The organism is Sorangium sp. So ce1014 (assembly GCF_051521505.1).
Classification (GTDB): Bacteria; Myxococcota_A; Polyangia; order Polyangiales; family Polyangiaceae; genus Sorangium.
In genome coordinates this window covers 10,456,289-10,474,758 of the sequence record NZ_CP150356.1, presented here as the reverse complement: position 1 = coordinate 10,474,758, position 18,470 = coordinate 10,456,289, and the positions used below count along the sequence as shown (strand labels likewise).

Below are 18,470 nucleotides of genomic sequence, written 5' to 3'. Positions count from 1 at the left end.
TCAGCTCACTCGAGCTCGTGGCTCCCCGCGCCGCCCGACGAGCCGTCGCCCGTCTCCAGCGGCAGGTCGCCGACGGACGACTCGACGCCCGCCGCGGCGCGCTCCTCCGCGGTCATCTCGCGCGCGTCGACCACCAGCTTGAAGTGCTTCGTCGGGTCGTACTCCGGGTGCTCGTCGACCTTGTCCAGGAGCTCACCGATCAGCTTTCGCAGGTAGATTCGCGGCGCGACGCCGACCTTGCCGCCAAAGTAGCCGGTCACGCCCACGGCGAGGTCGCGGACCACCTCGTCCGTCACCCGCGTGGAGACCCGCTCGGGCGCCTGGGCCGGATAGAGGTCGCGCACCAGCCGCCCCACCTCCACGAGCCGGTCGACATCGAACGGGTGCAGCCGGATCTGCGTCGCTTTCGCGGACTCCCACCGCGGGTCGCCGGTGAAGTCGACGTGAAGCCGCTGCTCCAGCGGCGCCAGGCGCCTCACCCCCTGCGGGCCGTCATAGAAGGCAGGCGTCCCGGTGATCATCACGTAAAGCCCCGGGTAGCGGCCTCCGTCGAGCTCGTCGATGAGCTGGCGCAGCGCGTTCAGGCTCTTCTCGCGGGAGTCGGCGCGCATCCGCTGCACGGTCTCGACCTCGTCGAGCACCAGGAGCAGCCCCTTTCGCCCCGTCTCGCGGAGCACGACGAGCAACCCGCGGAGGAAACCCGAGGCGGCGAAGTGGTCGATCTCGCCCTTGATCCCCGCGACGCGCTTCGGCTCCGCGCCCACGTTGGGCTGGCCCATCAGCCAGCCGAGCAGCCCCTCGGACGTCGCGTGATCGCCTTCCACCCGCGCGCGATGGCAGGCCCGCAGGACCGAGGCGAACTGTGGGTGCGTCGCCTTGATCTCGGACAGCCTCGCTTCGAGGAGCTCGCCCACCGCTTCGGACATCCCGCCTTCGGCCTCCGGGTCGAAGCCGGGCCTCCCGGCGACCTCCTCCTCCAGCGTGAAGAACCACTTGTCGATCAGCGACCTGAACGCCCCGCTCTCCCATTCACGCGTCCGCAGGTTCTCGAGGGCGCGCCGATACAGGGTCTCCATCCGGTAGAGCGGCGTCTCCGTCTCGGAGATCTGCACATCCGACGTCGCGAAGCCCGCCTGCTGCGCCCGGTGCTGCACCCAGCGCGAGAAGAACGTCTTTCCCGTCCCGTATTCGCCCCGCACCGCCTTGAACACGCCCTCGCCGAGCGCGGCCCGCCCCAGCTCCTCCTCGATCGCCGCGTCGAACCGCCCGAGACCCACGGCGAAGAGCTCGAGCCCGCGGCGCGGGACCGTCCCGTTACGGAGGGCCGCGATGATCTCGCGGCGTCGGATCAGGCTCGGCGGCGCCATCAATCCGCTCCGAAGAGCCCCTGCAGCAGGTCCAGATCCAGCAGGACCTCCTGCGCCACGCGATCATAGGTCACCACCTGGTACGTATCGACGTTGAGCCACTCGCCCATCTCGGACACAGCTCCTCCGGCCTGGTGCGCGAGCAGGCCCACCTCGTGCGTGAAGCGCCTGGCCGCCATCCGGCCCTGGTGCGCCGCCAGGACATCGATCCACGCCATCATCACGGCGCGGGGCTCGGCGCCGCGCTCGCGCTGCCGCTCTTTCAAGAGCTTCGACCTCGCCAGCGCCGCGCTCGGGCCCGGCTGCCGCGCTGCGGCGGGCGCTCCGGAGGCAGCCGCCGCCGGCCTGGAGGCGTCTTTGCGCTCCTTGCTCGGCTTCGGCGCCGCCACGTCGACAAGTGGAATCGAGAGCTGCCTGGCCGGCGCTGGAGACGGCTCCACCACGACCACCGCGTCGACGGGCACCGTCCGTACGGCGGGCTTCCGGACGCGCAGGTCCCACCACGGCGGGCTCTGGAACGGCGTCACCTCGAGCGCTTCGTCGTCCTCTCCCTCTTCGAGCTGGATGCGCTGTCGCAGCCGGTCGGAGGCCACGAGGAACGCCGGGCTCACGACCTCTGCCAGCGACGCGCCCCCGTGCTCGCCCACGTGCGCGCTCCCGCCATAGGCCTCCGTCTCACGGTACAGCAGCGCCACCTTCGCCTTGCCTCGCGGGCGCCAGGTGCTGTCCGTGGACACGCAGACCTCGTTCGGCCCGGGCGCGTCGTTCACGCCGAGAGGCCGCCAGCGCTTGGGGCCGGCCTCGGGAGCGCTCACCGAGGCGAGCCGGGCGCCGAGCACGTGCCCGTGGTCCGCGACGAGGAGCACGGCGCGGCCGGCGTCGGTCGCCTCCTGCAGCAGCGGGCCGAGCGGCTTGATGTGCCCGAGATCGCACGGCACACGCATCTGCCGGCTGCCTTTGAGCTGGTCGTCGATGGCGTTGACCACCACGGCGACGACGCGGTCCTTCGACTGCACAAGCGCGGCCGCCTTCTTCGACAGCTCCCCCGTCGTCGTCTCCACGTCGGGGCGCAGGTAGAGCTGCGGCGCCTGATCGAGCAGCTTCGTCAGCCCCTTGTGCCCGGCGAAGCGCGCCGGATCCTTCCCCGTGTCCTCGGCCTCGCCCGGATCGAGGCGCTTGCCCTTGAACAGGGCCGCGCGGCTCACCGTCGTGACCGTCGGCAGCGCCGCCAGCACCGGCGGCAGCCTGCCGCGCTTCCACCGGATCGGCGCGACATGGGCCTCCTCGAGGCTCGTCAAGAGCTCCACGGCGTTCGCCCACGCCATGCCGTCGAGCAGCACCACGAGGAGCTTCCGATGCGGCTTCTCTCTCAGGAAGCCGACCCCGAACTCGTCGAGCGCCCGCTCGATCGGCACCACCCGCGACGAGCCCGGCGAGCCCGCCTGCACCCAGGAAGCGAGCCCGTTCGCGAACCGCTCATCGTCGAGGTCGCGGGCCGCGTCCACGGCCGTCAGCGCCGCCTGGATGCCCTGCGCGAGCGCGCCCGCCGTCTCCTCCCCGCGCGCGACGGCCCTGGCCGCGTCGACATGGGCTCCGTGCTCGGCGTAGTGCTCCGCGAGGGAGCGCATCCGATCGTGGTCGCCGAGCTCCCGGAGCTCGGCCTCGAGCTGCGGGCGCGTCCCGAGGTAGGCCACGAGCTTGAGCGCCATCTCGGCGCGCGCCGCGAGCCGCTTCTCGTTCGAGTCGTCCACCCGTGCGCGGCGGTGGTTCTGGAGCCGTTTGCTCGCCTCGTCCGCGCGCTCGATGGCGTCCGGCGTGGGGGTCGCCGTCGCCGCGACGAGGGCGTCGCCGAGCGCCTTCGCGGAGAGCTCGAACGCCCTGGGGAGCCAGCGGCTCTCGACGAGCACATCGGCCACCGGCTCGTCCTGGAGGATGGCATCCGCGTCCGCCAGCGCGCGGTCGAGCACCGGGGGCGCGAGCCGCCGGGCCATCACCGGGCCGAGCTCGCCCCAGCGCCCGAACAGCGGCGCGTCGGGCGACAGCTTCCGCAGCTCGGGATCCAGCCGGGCCATGGCGGTTCGCACCTGGCCGAGCAGGTAGGCGTGCCCGGACAGCTTCTTCGCGGCGACCTCGAGCACCAGCGCCAGCGCCGCCACGGCGCGCCCTTCGCCGCGCTCCCAGGCGCGCCAGGCGATCGCCGCCACCGGCCCGCTGGCCTCGTCGAGGTGCTGGAGCAGCGCCGCCCGGAGGGGGCCGTTGTCCGCGAGCGCCTTCACGAACGCCGGCACGACCGGGGACGACGCGCAGAAGTCGACGACGCGCTCCTCGGTGAGCGCGCCCTCGAACGGGATGCCCGCGTCCCGCGCGAGGAGCGCGCGCCACGCCGTCTCGAGATCGACGGTGCTGCCCTGGCTGCGCCACGACGGGACCGCCCGCGCGCGGAGCGCGTCGCAGAGCGGCCGGCACGCCTGCAGCTCGGAGCTGGTGGCCGCGGCGCCGAACATCCGCGCGAGCTGACGCCCGCGATCGACCGGGTGCACCTTGCCTCCGGCGAGGCGCCCCGCGAGATCCGCGGGTAGCCGCTGCTCGAAGTCCACGAGGAGGATCACCGGGTCCTCCCCGTCCTCGGCGAGCACCCGCCGCATCTGCAGCTCGGATCGCACCGGCTCGACGCGAAACAGGACCTTCTTGTCGTAGAGATCTACGCTGACCCAGCCCGGCTCACCCCGGCAGGCGACGGCGGCCGTAAACGAGCGGCGCGTGTGTCGATGGATCTGACGGAGCTCCTCCTGGAGGTCGCTCGTCGAGAGCGTCGGCAGATCGAGGCTCATACGCTGTTCCGCGCCGCAGCGCGGCCCCGTCGAAGGTGCAGAGGAGGGACTACCACTGGGCACCATATCGCTTTCGTGCCCACAGCCGGACGACGCTGCAGAGCTCGGGCAGCCTTCCTCCCGTCGGGGTCTCCAGCTCGGTCACCAGGGTTCGGATCGCGCTCTCTGGGATAGGCGATTTTCGGTACTTGATCAGAATCCGCTTGAGATCGCGATCGAGCATCACCTTGCGGTCTCCGACGAGGACGGGGTGATTCAAGCCCAGATGGTCATCGATATCCTTCTGAAACCGCGGATCCGTGGACTGAAGGCGCCCCGCGCTCGTGCAGCTCAGGGTCGAGACATGCGCGGGATCCAGAGGGTTGAGCAGGATCTCCTCCTCGCCCTTGCGGGTGTCGCAGGTCTGGTCCGCAGGTCGACGGCCCTCGTTGCCAAGGCAAGCCCCGAGCAGGTTCGTCCAGGCCAATTGAAGGGATGCGAAGGCCGTCTGTGATCGCCAGTGCTCGACCTTCATCTGGACAACCCGAGGTGCGTCGGGGTTCGTTGGATGCGGGCGTGCCTCGCTGGAGATCCTGCGCATGCAGTAGCAGCACAGCGCGAGCTGATCGCGGAGCAGCGCCGTCCGGATCCCGTCCTTGACAGGGGTGAAGTCCTTGCCGTCGTAGGTCGCGCCGGGCACCGCCCGGTACGCCTTCAGCTCAGGCGGTTCATGCCCCTTCGCGATCGCTCGCATCGATGCGCTCCACCAGGTCGAGCAGGCCCCGCAGACGGGCCACCTCCGGATCTCGTTCGGTCAGCGACTGGGCGAGACGGTCAAGCCGGTCGCGCGCCTCGTCGTGCCTGCCATCGTCGAGCAGGCCCGTGATCTCGTCGAGCTCTTTGACGAACGCCTGCGGGCGCGCTGCTACCCCCAGCACCTCCAAGAGGATCGAGTTCGTGTCGCGTCCTTGCGTCGGCGCCGCAGGGCGGAAGAACTGGAAGTCGTCCAGCAGCAGCACGGCGTCGTTCGGTACCTCACTCAGCACCTGCGGGGAGTGCGTCGTCACGATGAACTGGCAGTTCGGAAACGCTTGCAGGAGGGACTTCACGACGAGGCGCTGCCATGAGGGGTGAAGGTGCTGCTCGATCTCGTCGATCAGCACAAGCGCCGCTCCCTGGAGGGGATCGGGGAGCTCGCGATGCGCGATCGAGAGGCGGAACGCGAGGTCTCCGACCATCGCCAGGAGACCGCGCTCTCCGTCCGAGAGCTGATCGAGCTCGTACTCGGCGCCGTTCTTCAAGGCGACGAGCCGGAAGGGGAGGCGTTGCACCTGGAGCCGCGAGATCCCCGGCACAACGCGCTCCATCGCGTCGCGCACGGCCTTCAGCGGTCGGTCTTCGTACTCGGGTGCGCCCCGCGTGCGCTGCTCGTTCTCGAGGTCCTCGCGCAGCCGGAACCACTGGAAGAAGTTGTCGAAGCTCAAGTTCGCGCGGAGCGAGAGGCGGTCGAGCGACTCGATCGCGTCGAGGCCACCCTCGAAAAGCGACGACGGGGCCCCGTGCACCCGCAGGTAACGCTGGTCAGGTAACATGCGCGATGCGGGGTAGTAGGCAGCGGGAAGCGCCGTGGGCAGGCGCTCCCCGGAGTCTGCGTCGGCCTCACCGGCTCCGGCGCGCTTCGGCAACGTCGTGGTCACGACCTGCCTACCGCCCCGTACGAGCTGGATCTCAGTATGGAACGGCGCGCCGTTCGTCACCCCCACCATGTCAATTTCACACCCGGCAGCGTCGCGCCGGATGTCCGCGTCGACCAGCAGCCTCTTCGCGCTGCCGGGTACCCGGTTGGTGACCCCGAGGAGGCGAACGATGGCATCGAGCGTCGAGGTTTTTCCGGCCCCGTTGACCCCGACCAGCACGGTGAGCGGACGATCGAGCGACAGCGTGCATGCCGCGAATCCACGGAAGTTCTGGAGCTTGATGGAGCTTACCCGCATCGCGTCTCTTTCGGGCCGAGCGCCATGATAGCCAAGGTGCCCTCGGCGTCACCAGCCAGCGAAGCGCGCGGCAGCAAAGCGAGCCGCAGCAACCCGGCGCCGGTCGGCTCTCTCACGGCTCCTCCCTCACCACTTTCCACGAGCAGCTGAGCACCAGCCGCCCCCCGGGCCCGGCGCTCTTCAGTGCCTCGAGCATCCGCGCTCGCTCGGCCTCGAGCTCGTCGAGCGTCGTCGCCGAGCCGCTGCCCACCACCGCGCCGGCGGGCGGCGGGACCGACGAGGCCCGCCGCATCTTCCGCGCCCACTGCTGCGCCCTCAAGGCCAGCGCCCGCAGCGGGGCCGCCAGCGCCTTCTGGAGCTCGTCCTTCTCGAGCGTCTCCCGGACCTCGGCGAGCATCGCCAGCGCCTCCGCCTCCTCGTGCCCGCGCAACGCCTCCAGGCTCTGGAACACGAGGTCATCGGCGAGGCACTCCGCCGTCGCCCGCGCGGCCAGGAGGTGCCGCTGCATCGCCGTCTCCGACGTGGGCGCCACCTCCAGCGCGGCCAGCGCCGTCACCTGCTTCAACGGATCGCCTCCGAGCCCGCCGAGCAGCTCCGCCACCTTGCGCGCCGTCACGAGCCGCGGCGGCGGCCCGTGCGGCTCATCGAAGAAGGCCGCGGCCCGTCGCTCCAGGAGGCTCGCCACCTCGGTCGCGCGCTCCGCGATCGCCTTCGCCACCGCCGCGCCGAGCCTGTCGCCGAGCGCGCGCAGGTTCCGCGCGTGGAGCGCCCGGCCGCCCAGGCTCACGCCGAAGATCACCCCCGCGCGCTCGAGCGCCCTCTGGAAGCTCACCGGATCCGGCATCGGCGGCTTCGGCAGCTCCAGGTCCTCGCCGAGCTTGCCGAGCACCGGGTCCCGCACCGGCGTCCCCAGCCGCATGAGCTCGCGCCCCGTCGCGATCCCGTGGGCCAGGACAAGGAAGTCCTCCACCTCGCGCGTGAGGCCGAGCACCCCCTTCGTGTCGAACACCCGCTGCACCTGCGCCACGGTCGGCGCGTCGATCCCCTGCGCGCGGAGCGCGTTCTCCGCCTCCTGAAACCGCAGCGGCTGCAAGGTCGCCTGACCGTCGTTCACGTTCACGAGCCCGAGCTTCTCGGCGAAGTAGAGGACGTCGCGCTCGGTCTTCGCGAGCAGCAGGCGCTGCCCCTCCGCCTCGTAGAGCCGCTGGAGCTGCTCCAGGTTCGCCGTCAGCTTGCCCTTCGTGACCCGGACTTCGAAGTGCGGATGGCGCGGGTGGAGCTCGTGCTGGAGCTGGCTCACGACGTCGATCACGCCGTCCTTCATCGTCGCCGCGACGAGGGTCGGGATCCGGAAGCCCTGCATGAGCACGTGGAAGTGCTGGTCGACCGTCCGGCCCGCGTCGAGCATGCCCGGCTCGGCCCGGGCCAGGCCGTACGCCGCGTTGAGCGCGCGCTTCACCCGCTCGCGCTTCTGCGCCGCCAGGCTCGAGAGCTCCGCCCGGGCGCGCGACTGGTCGTCGGGCCGCAGGCTCTGGAGGTGCGTCTTCCAGTTGTCGCCCTCGAGGATCCGCTCGATCACCACGAGATCCGCGAGGTCCCGCTGCGGCGTCTCCGCGAAGAAGCTCGGCAGCCAGACGACCGTCGGCGTCTCCGGGTAGCGCTCCGTGTAGGCGCGCAGCCGCGCCTCGTCCTCGGCCGGCGTGCGCCCCGGATCGTCGAACGGGTAATCGATGATCAGCTTGAAATCGTGCCCCACCTCGGCGCGCAGCGTCCCGTCGTCCATCTCGCGCACGTTGCCGTAATGGACGGCGCCGATCCGGTCGGTCCCGCGCCACGGGACGGTGTGCACGATCGGCCCGGCGCCCATCTCGATCCCGATCGCCGTGAACAGGATCTCGCGGAGCTTCGCCCGCCGCGTCCCGCTGCTGTCGTAGCCGCGCGCGGCGTCGATGATCGGCTTCAGATCGACGCCCTCGAGCACGATGCTCACGGTCGGGTCCGTCGGTTGCTCGCCGATCCGGACCTTGCCGCACTCGGCCGCCCACGCCCGGATCCGCCCGAGCGCCTGCTGCGCCTCGGCGCCCGGCACCGGCGACTTCAGGGTCCCGTGGTTGAGCTGCACGAGGCGCGACGCCGTGAGGCCCCGGAAGACCGCGCTGTTCGGGACGAGGGCCGAGAGGAGCAGCGTCTTGGCGAGCCGGTTGTCGGCGCGGCAGCGGGCCTCGCGGCAGTTCGAGCAGCCGAGGGTGACGGGGTGGTCGCTCCGCTCCCGCTGGCAGCGCTCCTTGCTCCCGGTCTCGTTCGCGCGCTGGATCACCGGCAGGAGCTCGTTCAGGTAGAGCCGCTTCGCCGCCGCGAAGCGCTCCCGCATGGTGCCGTCCATCGGCTCCTCGCCCCCGGCGAGCACGTCGTAGAGGTCCCCGGCCGGCACGACCTTGCCGATCTCGAAGTCGTCGAGGTGCTCGACGAGCAGCTCCACGAGCACCTTGAGCGCGGTGCGCTCGCGCTGGAGGTAGTGGGACATCGCCACGAGCGCCTCGACGAGCGCGGGGCTGAACGGATAGACCCGCCGGAACCCCTTCTCGTCGCCGATCTCGCCGAGCAGCGTGCCCCAGGCGACGTTCCCGAGCGAGGCGCGGAGCCGGTCGAACGCGGTGTCGAGCGCGCGCTTCGCGGCGTCCGACTTCGCCCGGACCACGCGCTTCTCGACGATCGCGGGGAGGTTGCGGTCCTCGAGCTTGAGCACGTCGAAGCGCCCTTCCCACCACTTCAGCGCCGCCTTGACCGCCTCGGCGTCCGCCCCGGCATACTGCTCGCCCACCATCTCGCCGATGTCGCGCTGGCGGGCGGCGAAGGTCACGATCGGGATCTTCTGGTCGTCGCTCTGCCCCTCGACCATCTTCGCGAGCTTGCCGATCTCGAGGTTGAGCCACTCGCGGTTCGAGGCGCCGCTCGCGAGCCAGAGGATGAGCTCGTCGAGGAAGACGACCACCGCGTCGTAGCCGAGCGCCGCCGCGTGCTGGGCGAGGCGCGGCAGGCCGTTGTCGAAGCTCACGTACTGGGACTTCTGGGTCGCGAAGGCGGGGAAGAGCGTCTTCACGAGCGCCGAGAAGAGCCGCGCCCGCTCCTCGGGGTCGACGCTCTCGCGCGCGGCGTCGAACCGCGCCGCGTCCCAGGCGGCCGCCGCGCCCTTCTTCCCCCAGCGCGCGTCGGCGCCGGCGGCCGCGCCGAGCCGGTCGAAGAACGCCGCGTCGCCGAGCGTCTCGCGCACCCCCTGGGCGTTGTCGAAGAGCGCCTGGTCCTCGAAGAGCGGCGCGATCGGCGCGTCGGGGTGGAGCTCGCGGACGCGCACGAGGTACTCGGCGAAGACCTTCTCGTCCAGCGAGCGCGCGCCCATCAGGTTGAAGTGGAGGCGGAGGACCTTGCGGGTCTTCACCCACTCGTATTTGCCGAGGAGGTCGTGGAGCGCGGGCTCGGCCCAGGCGCGGGGGTCGTTCGCGAGCAGGAGGCTGAGGACGCCCATGAAGTGGCTCTTGCCGGACCCGAAGCTCCCGTGGACGAAGGCGGCGATGTTGCGCCGATCACGGAGCGCCGCGCCCACGAGCCCGAGCCCACGATCGAACGAGCCGTGCAGGTCGGGGGTGATCGCGTAGCTGTCGAGGAGCGCGTCGGGGTGCGAGACGCCCTCGACGAGACGGACGACGAAGGCGCTCTTTGTGACCTGCGCGGGGAGGTCGAGGAGGTCGTGGAGGACGGTCATGGAGTCTCGCCGGGAGTAGTATCAGGCGGGAGGGCGCGCCCGCGCGCGGAAGCGTCGTCCGAGCGGCGCGAGCGGCCCGAGCCGGGGCGGTCCTGGGAGGTTAACTTCTCGGAAGGGCCCGGGATCGGCCAGGATGGAGAGGTTAACTTCTCGTCGGAGCGTGGTCTTGGTCAGGATGGAGAGGTTAACTTCTCGGCGGCGGCTGTCAGCAGCCAGGATGGACGAGTCAACTTCGCGAGGGCGACCACCGCGACCCGTTCTTGAGAGATAAACTTCTCAAGCTGGCCGATTACCGGGCGAATCGGAGAGAAATTTTGTCAAGATTTGGGACCGGCGGCGGGTCGGAGCTCGTCGGGGCGCTCACGGCGCGGCTCGCTTCGCCTTGCCCTTGCGTCCCCTCGCCTCGGGGCGCCAGGCGCGGAGGGCGTCGAGGGAGAGGCCGAGGGCGCGGGCCTCGGTGTCGACGTAGCGCTCGTAGTAGTCGCCGAGGCGCTCGCCGAACTCCTCGTTCATCTCGTTGTGCCACTGCTTGAGCCAGGGGACGAGCTCGAGGAGGCCAGCGAGGAGGGGGGTGAGGCGATCGGCGCCCCAGCCGTCCTCGGTCTTGCGCTCCTGGTAGAGGCCGGCGAGGGCGGTGGCGCGCTCGAGGTGGTTCCACCCGGCCCAGCCGAAGAGCGGGCTCGGGTCGTCGTCCTTCTCGGCGCCGGGATAGGAGATGAAGCGCTCGTGGGGGACGTCCAGCTTGCCGCGGAGGCGGAAGTAGCTCGGATCGCGGAAGTCCTTGGGGTCGTATTTGGGCGGGACGGGGATGGGGTCGGCGAGCTTTTCGCCGACGTCCTCGCGGCGCTGGAGGGCCCAGGTGTGCTCCCAGGCGGCGCGGTTTTCCAGGCCCTCCGGGGTGTAGCGGAGGGCGGCGAGGTAGGGGATGGCGTCCGCGGCGGCGAGATTTGCAATGACGGCATCGACATCGACTGCGCCCGACCAGTATTCCGCCGCGATTCCGAATGCCACATCTGAGCGGACCCGTTCGACCAGCCGACGGAGAGGCAGCGGGGCTCCACTCCCGCGGAGTGCGACTTCGATGCAATCGGCCAGCCAGACGTGAACCCGATCGCGTACGCCATCTTCAAACGCAACGGCGCGACCCGCCATGTCTTTGGGCGTTATGACCCAGCGCCTCTTGTACTCAGGTGTTTCGATAAATCTGAGCTCCGGGCTGGCCTGAATGAGGGCCACCAGGTCTTCCCAAAGCATAGCAAGCTCGCTCGGACTAGTCGCAGGGAGCCTTGGAAGCAACGGCTGTCCGTCAATGCCAACACTATGATCGATTCGCGCCAGCGCGAGTTCAAATGGCCGAGCTCCGAGCGGAACAGAGCATTCAGCCGTGGCGCAAGAATCAAATCGATCCGAAATTTCGTGTGGGGCCAGCCCCATCGCAGCATAAACGGTCCAATCCAGCTGCTCTTGCAAGTAGATCTCGCGTGACAGCATCTGCGCGTCTTCATCAGCGGCGTCGCGGATACGACTACGGAAGTCGTGCACGTCGCGGTCACTGCTCAGTCCGGCTACCACCGTCTCTGCAAGTTGCATCCTGGAGCGGGCGAACTGCTCGATCGTTGACGCTAAATTTGCCACGGTGCGCCGATTGACAAAAGAGGCCACAGGCAACCCCAGCAAAGCTGTTCCGGCGAATTCATACCGGCTCTTTGCAGGATCTGGCTGCCGATTCCCTGTGTCACTACCGCCAGACCCCTTGTTGGAAAGAACCTGCTTCATCCAGAAGCACGCCGTCGAGCTGTTCAGGTACCCGAGCAGCGCCAGGTGGTCTTCCTCCGTGGCCCCTTCCGGCAGCTTGATGATGGGGGCCGTGCGGTTGAACACCTTCCCGCCCCGGTCGAGGACGAAGTGGTTGTGGGTTGCGACGAAGGCGAAGGTTATGGACAGTGGGATGCGAAATCTTCGCGAGAAGAACATCGAATACTCGGACCAGACGAGCCCGCGCTCCAACTGCGTCTGTCCGTATGCGACGCGGCGACTGAGCTGCGGCTTATATGGCCACAAGGCCTGCATTATCGGATGGTTTGAGCTTGGCACGAGAGGCTGCATCGTCGCCTGGTCATAAGGCCAAAGCGCCATGGTCTCGCCGGAGATGGTCCAGTCCCGAACGTCTTCCCCTGCTACGAGCGGTCGGGTTTGCTCATGGGCAATGCGAAGCCGACGAAGCACGCCTGTGCCGAGCAGGTAGAGATCGTCTTCGCGCGTAACTGCGCCAAATCCGATCTCATCAACAATGCTACCGAGAGTTGACTTTGCGCGGCCTTCGAGTTGCGTTTTGAGCTCGGCTGCTCCGCCGCCACCAAGGCTCCACGGATGCTTTGAGAAGCGCTTCCGATCCATGTCGACGACAGAGATAAAATCATCGTCATGCGACGGCTTGTCGTAGGCAGCAACGATCGAAGACCAAACCTTGCCGGCACTTGGATCGTCCGGCGTTTCGGGCTCTCCGCGCTTCCCCAGCACAGCGCGGATCGTCGTTCCGCTCGGGCGCTGGTTTCGCCCGAACATCAGAACCGTAGGCGTCCCATGCCCGGGAATGTACGCGCCAGACGTGTCCACCACCCGGGTCAGGTCGACGTGCGGTAGCACCTCTTCGATCAGCTTCTTGCCGAACTCGCGCTTCATAAAGCTGTTGGCGTTGATGAGGCCAACAAAGCCGCCGTCCCGCGCAAGCTGAAAGAACCTTTCGGTGAACGGCGCGGCGAGCGCGTACTCGCGATGGCAGGACGTATAGAACTCGCGGTACTTGTCCCGGCGCGCCTTGTCCCTGGGAACGATGTACGGTGGGTTCCCCACCACGGCTTGATACTTCCTGCTGAACAGTTTTCTGGCCGCCTCGGGATCCTCGAGCTCGTAGAGGGAATCCCCCCACGCCGCCTTCTCCTCCGTCAGGTCGGACAGCCGCAGCGTCGTCTCCTTCGCCCCATGGAGCAGCGAATCGGCCACCACCACCTCGATCGGCAGCCGCTTCGGCACCTGCGCCAGGCTCCCGAGCCCCGCCTTCGTCAGATACGCCAGCGTCAGCCGGAACCTCGCAATGGCCGCCGCATACGGGTTCAGGTCCACCCCGTGGACCTGCCCCAGCGCCGCGAGCGCATGCTCCTTCGGATCGAGCCCCGGCGCCGTCCGCATCCGGTGCTCGCAGATCCGCTCGAACGCCCCGAGAAGGAAGTGCCCCGATCCGCAGGTCGGATCGATCACATGCGTCTCCTCCAGCCCGAACGTCGCGATCGCCGGCTCGAGCGTCAGGTCGAGGATGAACTCCTCGACGAAGACCGGCGTCTGGAGCAGCGCATACCGCTCCCGCACGCTCGCCGACAGGTCCTGGTACAGATCCCCGAGGAACCGCGTGTCGCTCCCCGCGAAGCCCCAGCGCAGCCCCTTCCCGCCCTCGCCCGGCTGGCGGAAGAAGTCGAGCAGCGCCCGGGCGCCCTCGTTCGACGGCGAGAGCCGGAACGCCGGGTTCCGGCCGGGCCCGAGCAGGTCCTCGGCGCCCGCGTGGCGGGCGACCTCGCGGAACGCGGTGAGCAGGTAGTCGCGGGCGGTGAGCGACGGCGCGATCTCGAAGAAGAGCTGCTCCGCGTCCACCGCGCCCTCGCCCGCGATGCGCCGGTGGCGGACCAGGCCGCGGTCCTCCAGCGTCCGGAGGAACACGCACGACAGCACCCACGCCGCGCCGATCTGCTCGAGCCAGCGCGGCGTCCACTCGGCCAGCGGGTCGGCGGTGCGCGATTCGGCCTTCTCGCGGGCGTGCTGCTCGGCGAGCACCGCGGCCACCGCCGGGGTCTTCGCCCGGGCCGTGAGGTCCGGGAGGAGGGTCTTCTCGAGGAGCCGCGCGAGCGCCGTCGTGAGGCTCTCGTCTGCTCCCTTCTTGCGCTTGCCTGCCATCGTCTACCTCGCACCTCGCCCGCTTCGCCCGGATCGGCGCCGACCGTACCACGCGCGCGCGCGACGCCGATTTCCGATGCGCGGGCGCGCGCGCCGGGCCGGCGGCGCGGCGCGCGCGCGGCTCAGGGCGTCGCCCGGTGTCGGTTCCTGATCCACGACTCGGGCATGCGCAGCCGCTGCGCCGGCGAGCTCTGCGGGATCGGCATCGGCGTCGGAACGGCGTCGATCGGCGCCGGGCCGAGGTCGTCGTAGGCCGGGACCAGGAGGAAGACGGCGGGCCCGTCGTCCTTCTGCGTCGCCTCGATCAGCGTGGCCAGGACGCCGTCGAGGCGATAGCGGGCAAGGAGCCCGGGCTGGGTCAGGAGCACCGACGCGTTCTTCGCCACGAGGTCGCGCACGACGCGCTCGGCGCTCTCGCGCATCAGGTCGCGGAGGTTGGCCCAGTCCGGGCCGGTCGGGCCCGCGCGATCGGCGTCGTCGAGGACGTCGCGATCGGGGATCTCCCACTCCCGGGCCACGGCCTCGGCGGCGCGCAAGATGGCGCGATCGAGCGAGACAGGCTCGATCCCGAGGTCCCGCGAGAGCCAGCTCGCGGCGTCGTCGGCGAAGGCGCAGTTGACCTCGATGACGCGGAAGAGCTTGCGGCTCGCGGCGAGGCGCAGGCGCTCGTCGAACTCGCGCGCTTCCTGGACGAGCGGGTCGCGCGTGGGCCGACGGGACCCATGGTGGGTCGGCAGCCGGGGGGGCGGGAGCTGGGTCTGCACCGTGCTCGTCGGGAGCGCGCCGGGGCGGATGTAAGCGCCCTTTTCGTCGCTCCACTCCAGACCGAGCGGCAGGACCAGCGCATCGAGCGCCGGGCGGGGCGGCGGGCGCTCGGCCTCGGGGTACCGCGCGGCGACGGCCTTGACGATCTCGTCGGGCTGGAGCTCGAGGTGCGCCATCGCCCCGGCGGAGAGCTTGAGCGCACGCGCGGGCGACATCGCGCGCGGATAGAGCTCGAGCCTGGCGCTCTTCGCGGCGGTGCGGCTGGCCTCGGCGGCGAGGGAGACGAGCCGCTCGGGGGGCAGCGCCGCGAGCTCGGTGTCCTTCACGCGCGCCGCCAGCGCCGCGCGCGCCTCCTCCGAGGCCGGGAGCGGCTCGCGCGCCGCGAGGACGTCGGCCTCGTCGCCGAGCGCGCGCGCGACGCGCAGGTGCTCGTACGAAGGGGCGATCCACAGGCCGCGAACGGGCCCGACGACGAGCTGCTCGCTCGTCTCGACGACGACGCGGACCAGGGCCTCCGCGAGGCGCGCGGCCGCGTCGGGCGAGGCGTCCGCCGCCGCGGGCCCTGCGGGGACGGCGGCGGCGAGGGCCGCGCCGACGCTGGCCACCGAGGCGACGCCGCCGAGGCTCGCGAGCGCGCCGTGCACGAGGTCGTGGAGCACCTGGAGCCCGGGGAAGCCGCGCCAGTGCTCCCGGGCCTTGGAGAGCTGGAGGTAGACGGCCTGGGGAGAGATGCGGTGCTTCTTCGCGAGGAGCGAGGCCTCGATGATCCGCTCGCCCTCCACGGGATCGAGGCCGAACAGCTCGCGGACGTGCCTGAACGGGACCGCGGTCGCCGCGCCCCGGCCCGCAGCGACGCGCGCCCTGCCGGAGCCCGCCGCCTTGCCGGCGCTCGTCGCCTTGCCGGCGCCCGCCGCCTTGCCGGGCAGCAGCAGATCGAGCCATGCGGCGAGGGTCGCGGGCACGTCGTCGGCGGCGCCTTCGGCGAGCTTGGCGAGGGCCGCGCGCACCGCCTCGGCGGCGTCAGGCCGATCGCCGAGGACGTGGAGGATGCGCCCCGGCGAGGCCGCGGCCACGTGGGAGGCGCGGGCGAGGCCGGCGTCGGCGAGGGCGGTGGTGAGCTCGCCCGGCACCCCGGGGAGATAGGCGACGGCGGCGTCCTCGCCCTGAAAGCCCGGGTAGAACGGGGCGGGGAGCGGGGGGGCCGATCGCGGTCGAGCTGGCGCGCCGCCTTCGGGGACCGACGAGGCCACGCCTGCCGTGGCGCGCGCCGCGCGCCAGCGCTCGATGAAGCCCTGGATGGCGCGCGCCGTCTCCCGGCCGACGCCGCGGATCGCGGAGAGCTGGTTCTGCGGGAGGGCGAGGAGCTCGCGCACGGTGACGATGCCGGAGCGGTCGAGGGCGTTCTTCTCGCGCGCGCCGAGCGGGAGGGCCTCGACGGGCGTGGCCTCGGTGAAGATCGAGAGATCGGCCGCGACGGGAGGCGCGCCGCCCGCCTCGTCGGCGCTTGCCTCGCCGGGCGCGGCGGCGAAGCAGGCGATCCACTCGGTTCGCATCTGCTCCGCGGCTTCGTGACGCTGGCCCGCCTCCCGGGCGAACGCGCGACGGAAGAACGGCACGAGGCGCCCGCGCACGGCCGTATCGAAGCGCTCGGCGTCGAGCGACATCTCCTCCTGGCCGGCGGTGGCGGGCACGTCGCCTCGACCCCAGCGGGGCCGGGTGCCGGTGAGCAGCTCGTAGAGCGTGACCGCAGCGGAGAAGCGATCGGCGGCCTCGTCCCAGCGGCCGCGCAGCGGGACGAACGGATCGCGGTAGGCGGGGGTGCCGACGAGCGTCTGGGCGCCGTCGAGCATCGAGAGGGAGAAGTCGAACAGGTAGAGGTGCCGTTGCTTCTTCGACTGGCTCGGCAGGACGCCGACGTTCGCGGGCTTGATGTCGCGGTGCTGCACGCCCTCCTCTTCGAGGAACTCGAGCGCCCGGAGCAGGTCCTCGCCCCAGCGGCGCGCGTAATCGAGGCTCGGCGGGCCTTCCCGCGTGAGGAGGTCGGCGAGCGTCTCGCCGCCGTACGAGGTGAGCAGGCAGAAGCGGCCCCCCAGCGTCGGCGTGCCCTCGAGCCGGACGATGCGCTCGCTCCGGAGCGCGCCCAGCACCTCGGCCTCGGCGCGCAGGCGATCCTCGAACTCGGGGGCGAGCGGCACCTTGAGGGCGAGCAGCGACCCGTCGCGCTCGACGGCGAGCACGCGCGCGGTGGCCCCCGTGCCGAGGAGGCGCGCCACCGAGAGCTTCCCGCCGAGGAGATCGCCAGGGCGCGCCTCGAGCGGGTCGAGGCCGGCGACCGGCCCGGTCGCGGGCGCGGTGACCGCCTGGAGCAGCAGCGCGAGCCACTCGAGCGCGCCGTAGGCGCGCTCGACGGGGTTGGCCTTCGTGGCGAACCCGACGACTTCGTCGAGCGACTTGCGCTCGGTCTCGCCCAGCGGCGTGGCGCGGCCGGCGAGGTCGTCGCGCGCCGCCGCGATCGACAGCTGGCCTCCGCCCGCCTGCAAGAGCATCTCCCGCTCGAGGAGGGTCGCGCCGGGCGCGGTCCTCGTGAAGATCTTGTAGGCGATGGCGCCGAGCGAGAAGACGTCGCTCTCCGGCTTGGCCGCCGAGGGCTCCTCGATGACCTCGGGCGCGCGGTAGACGGCGGCGCGATCGGGCGCGAGCGCCGAGAGGTGGACGGTGCCAGAGCTGCCGTCGTCCCGACTGGCGAGCTGGAAGTTGTAGAGGCGAACCTCGGGAGGCTTGTTGTCCTGCCGCTCGCGGACGAGCACGGCGCCGGGGTGGAGCCCGCGGTGCAGGACCTTCTTCCGGTGGCAGTACTCGAGCGCCTCGGCGAGCTGCTGGACCAGGTGGAGCCGGTGGTCGAACGACAGATCCGGGTGCCGGCGGAGGTAGACGTCGAGGGGGAGCCCGCCCGCGAAGTCCTCGAAGACGATGCAGGGCCCGCCCATCGGGCCTTCGGCGATGTAGTCGGTGAAGCGCAGGATCGCGGGGTGATCGCTCAGGACCGAGAGCACCTCGGCCTCGCGGTCGGCGGCGCGCCGGAGCTGGTCCCGCCGCTCCTGACCGGGGCTCTGGGGGACGAGGTAGCTGCGGACGCGACGCCTCAACGTCGCCATGCGCTCGTGCTGGGCTTCGCGATCCTGGTAGCCCGGCCCCTCCTCGATGAGCTCGCCGAGCGCGAGCTCGCCGACCTTCATCGCGCCCTTGCTCTCGCGGAGCCCGAGCGCCTTGAGCGCCCCGTCGATCGCCTGCCCCATCGGCCGGTCGATCGGGGGGCCGAGCGGGCGCGTCTCGGAGCCCGGGTAGTCGCCGTGCTGCATGGCGGCGAGGAAGCCGCGCCGGGTGACGACGCGGGCCGCCGCGTTGCCCTCGAGCGTGACCTGGATGTTCGGGTCGGAGAGGAAGACGAGCGGCTCGACGTGGGGCCGCTTTTTCCCCATCTGCTTTTCGAGCAGGTTCTCGAGGACGCGGGCCTTGTGCGTGGTCAGCCGGAGAGGGTTCTCCTGGATGGAGACGTGCCCTTCGGGAGAACGAAAGCGCCAATCGACGACATCCCCCGAGACGGTGCCCGGGTGACTCTCGATCTCGACCAGATAGAGGGCGTGGTCGCCGAGCACGACGAGGTCGAGCTCGTACCGGCGCCCGCTCGAGTCGACGAGGTCGACGAGCGCCCAGATGCGGTAGGGGTCGGTGTCTGGCAGGGCCGATTTGACGAACTCGAGCGCCTCCTGCTCGTGGCGATGCGGCGTCGTGCCCTGGGCGAGGACCCTTCCACGCGAGAGCGCCACGG

At 70.8% G+C, this 18,470-nt stretch carries 7 protein-coding genes; all 7 read right to left on the bottom strand.

Annotation, left to right across the window (positions count from 1 at the left end; translation table 11 throughout):
* Positions 1-5 precede the first annotated feature (5 nt).
* The 7 genes from brxD to WME75_RS39705 all read right to left on the bottom strand — a co-directional run bounded on the left by brxD (position 6) and on the right by WME75_RS39705 (position 18,468).
* Positions 6-1,367, bottom strand: coding sequence for a BREX system ATP-binding protein BrxD (gene brxD / locus WME75_RS39735; protein WP_437481823.1), 1,362 nt, complete (start codon positions 1,365-1,367; stop codon positions 6-8).
* Entirely contained in the window at positions 1,367-4,198 is a 2,832-nt protein-coding gene (pglZ, locus tag WME75_RS39730) for a BREX-2 system phosphatase PglZ (protein ID WP_437481822.1), read from the bottom strand. Before pglZ ends, brxD begins: the two co-directional genes overlap by 1 nt.
* A 49-nt stretch (positions 4,199-4,247) precedes the next feature.
* On the bottom strand, positions 4,248-4,931 hold the full coding sequence (locus WME75_RS39725; RefSeq protein ID WP_437481821.1) for a hypothetical protein: 684 nt from the start codon (positions 4,929-4,931) through the stop codon (positions 4,248-4,250).
* Positions 4,906-6,171, bottom strand: coding sequence for an AAA family ATPase (locus WME75_RS39720; protein WP_437481820.1), 1,266 nt, complete (start codon positions 6,169-6,171; stop codon positions 4,906-4,908). The genes WME75_RS39725 and WME75_RS39720 overlap by 26 nt, the downstream gene beginning before the upstream one ends.
* 112 nt (positions 6,172-6,283) lie before the next feature.
* The gene (locus WME75_RS39715) at positions 6,284-9,931 is read right to left on the bottom strand and encodes a hypothetical protein (RefSeq protein WP_437481819.1); all 3,648 of its coding nucleotides are present in this window, start codon (positions 9,929-9,931) and stop codon (positions 6,284-6,286) included.
* 360 nt (positions 9,932-10,291) lie between these two features.
* The gene (pglX, locus tag WME75_RS39710; RefSeq protein WP_437481818.1) at positions 10,292-13,876 is read right to left on the bottom strand and encodes a BREX-2 system adenine-specific DNA-methyltransferase PglX; all 3,585 of its coding nucleotides are present in this window, start codon (positions 13,874-13,876) and stop codon (positions 10,292-10,294) included.
* 122 nt (positions 13,877-13,998) lie between these two features.
* On the bottom strand, positions 13,999-18,468 hold the full coding sequence (locus tag WME75_RS39705; RefSeq protein ID WP_437481817.1) for a protein kinase domain-containing protein: 4,470 nt from the start codon (positions 18,466-18,468) through the stop codon (positions 13,999-14,001).
* Positions 18,469-18,470: the final 2 nt, after the last annotated feature.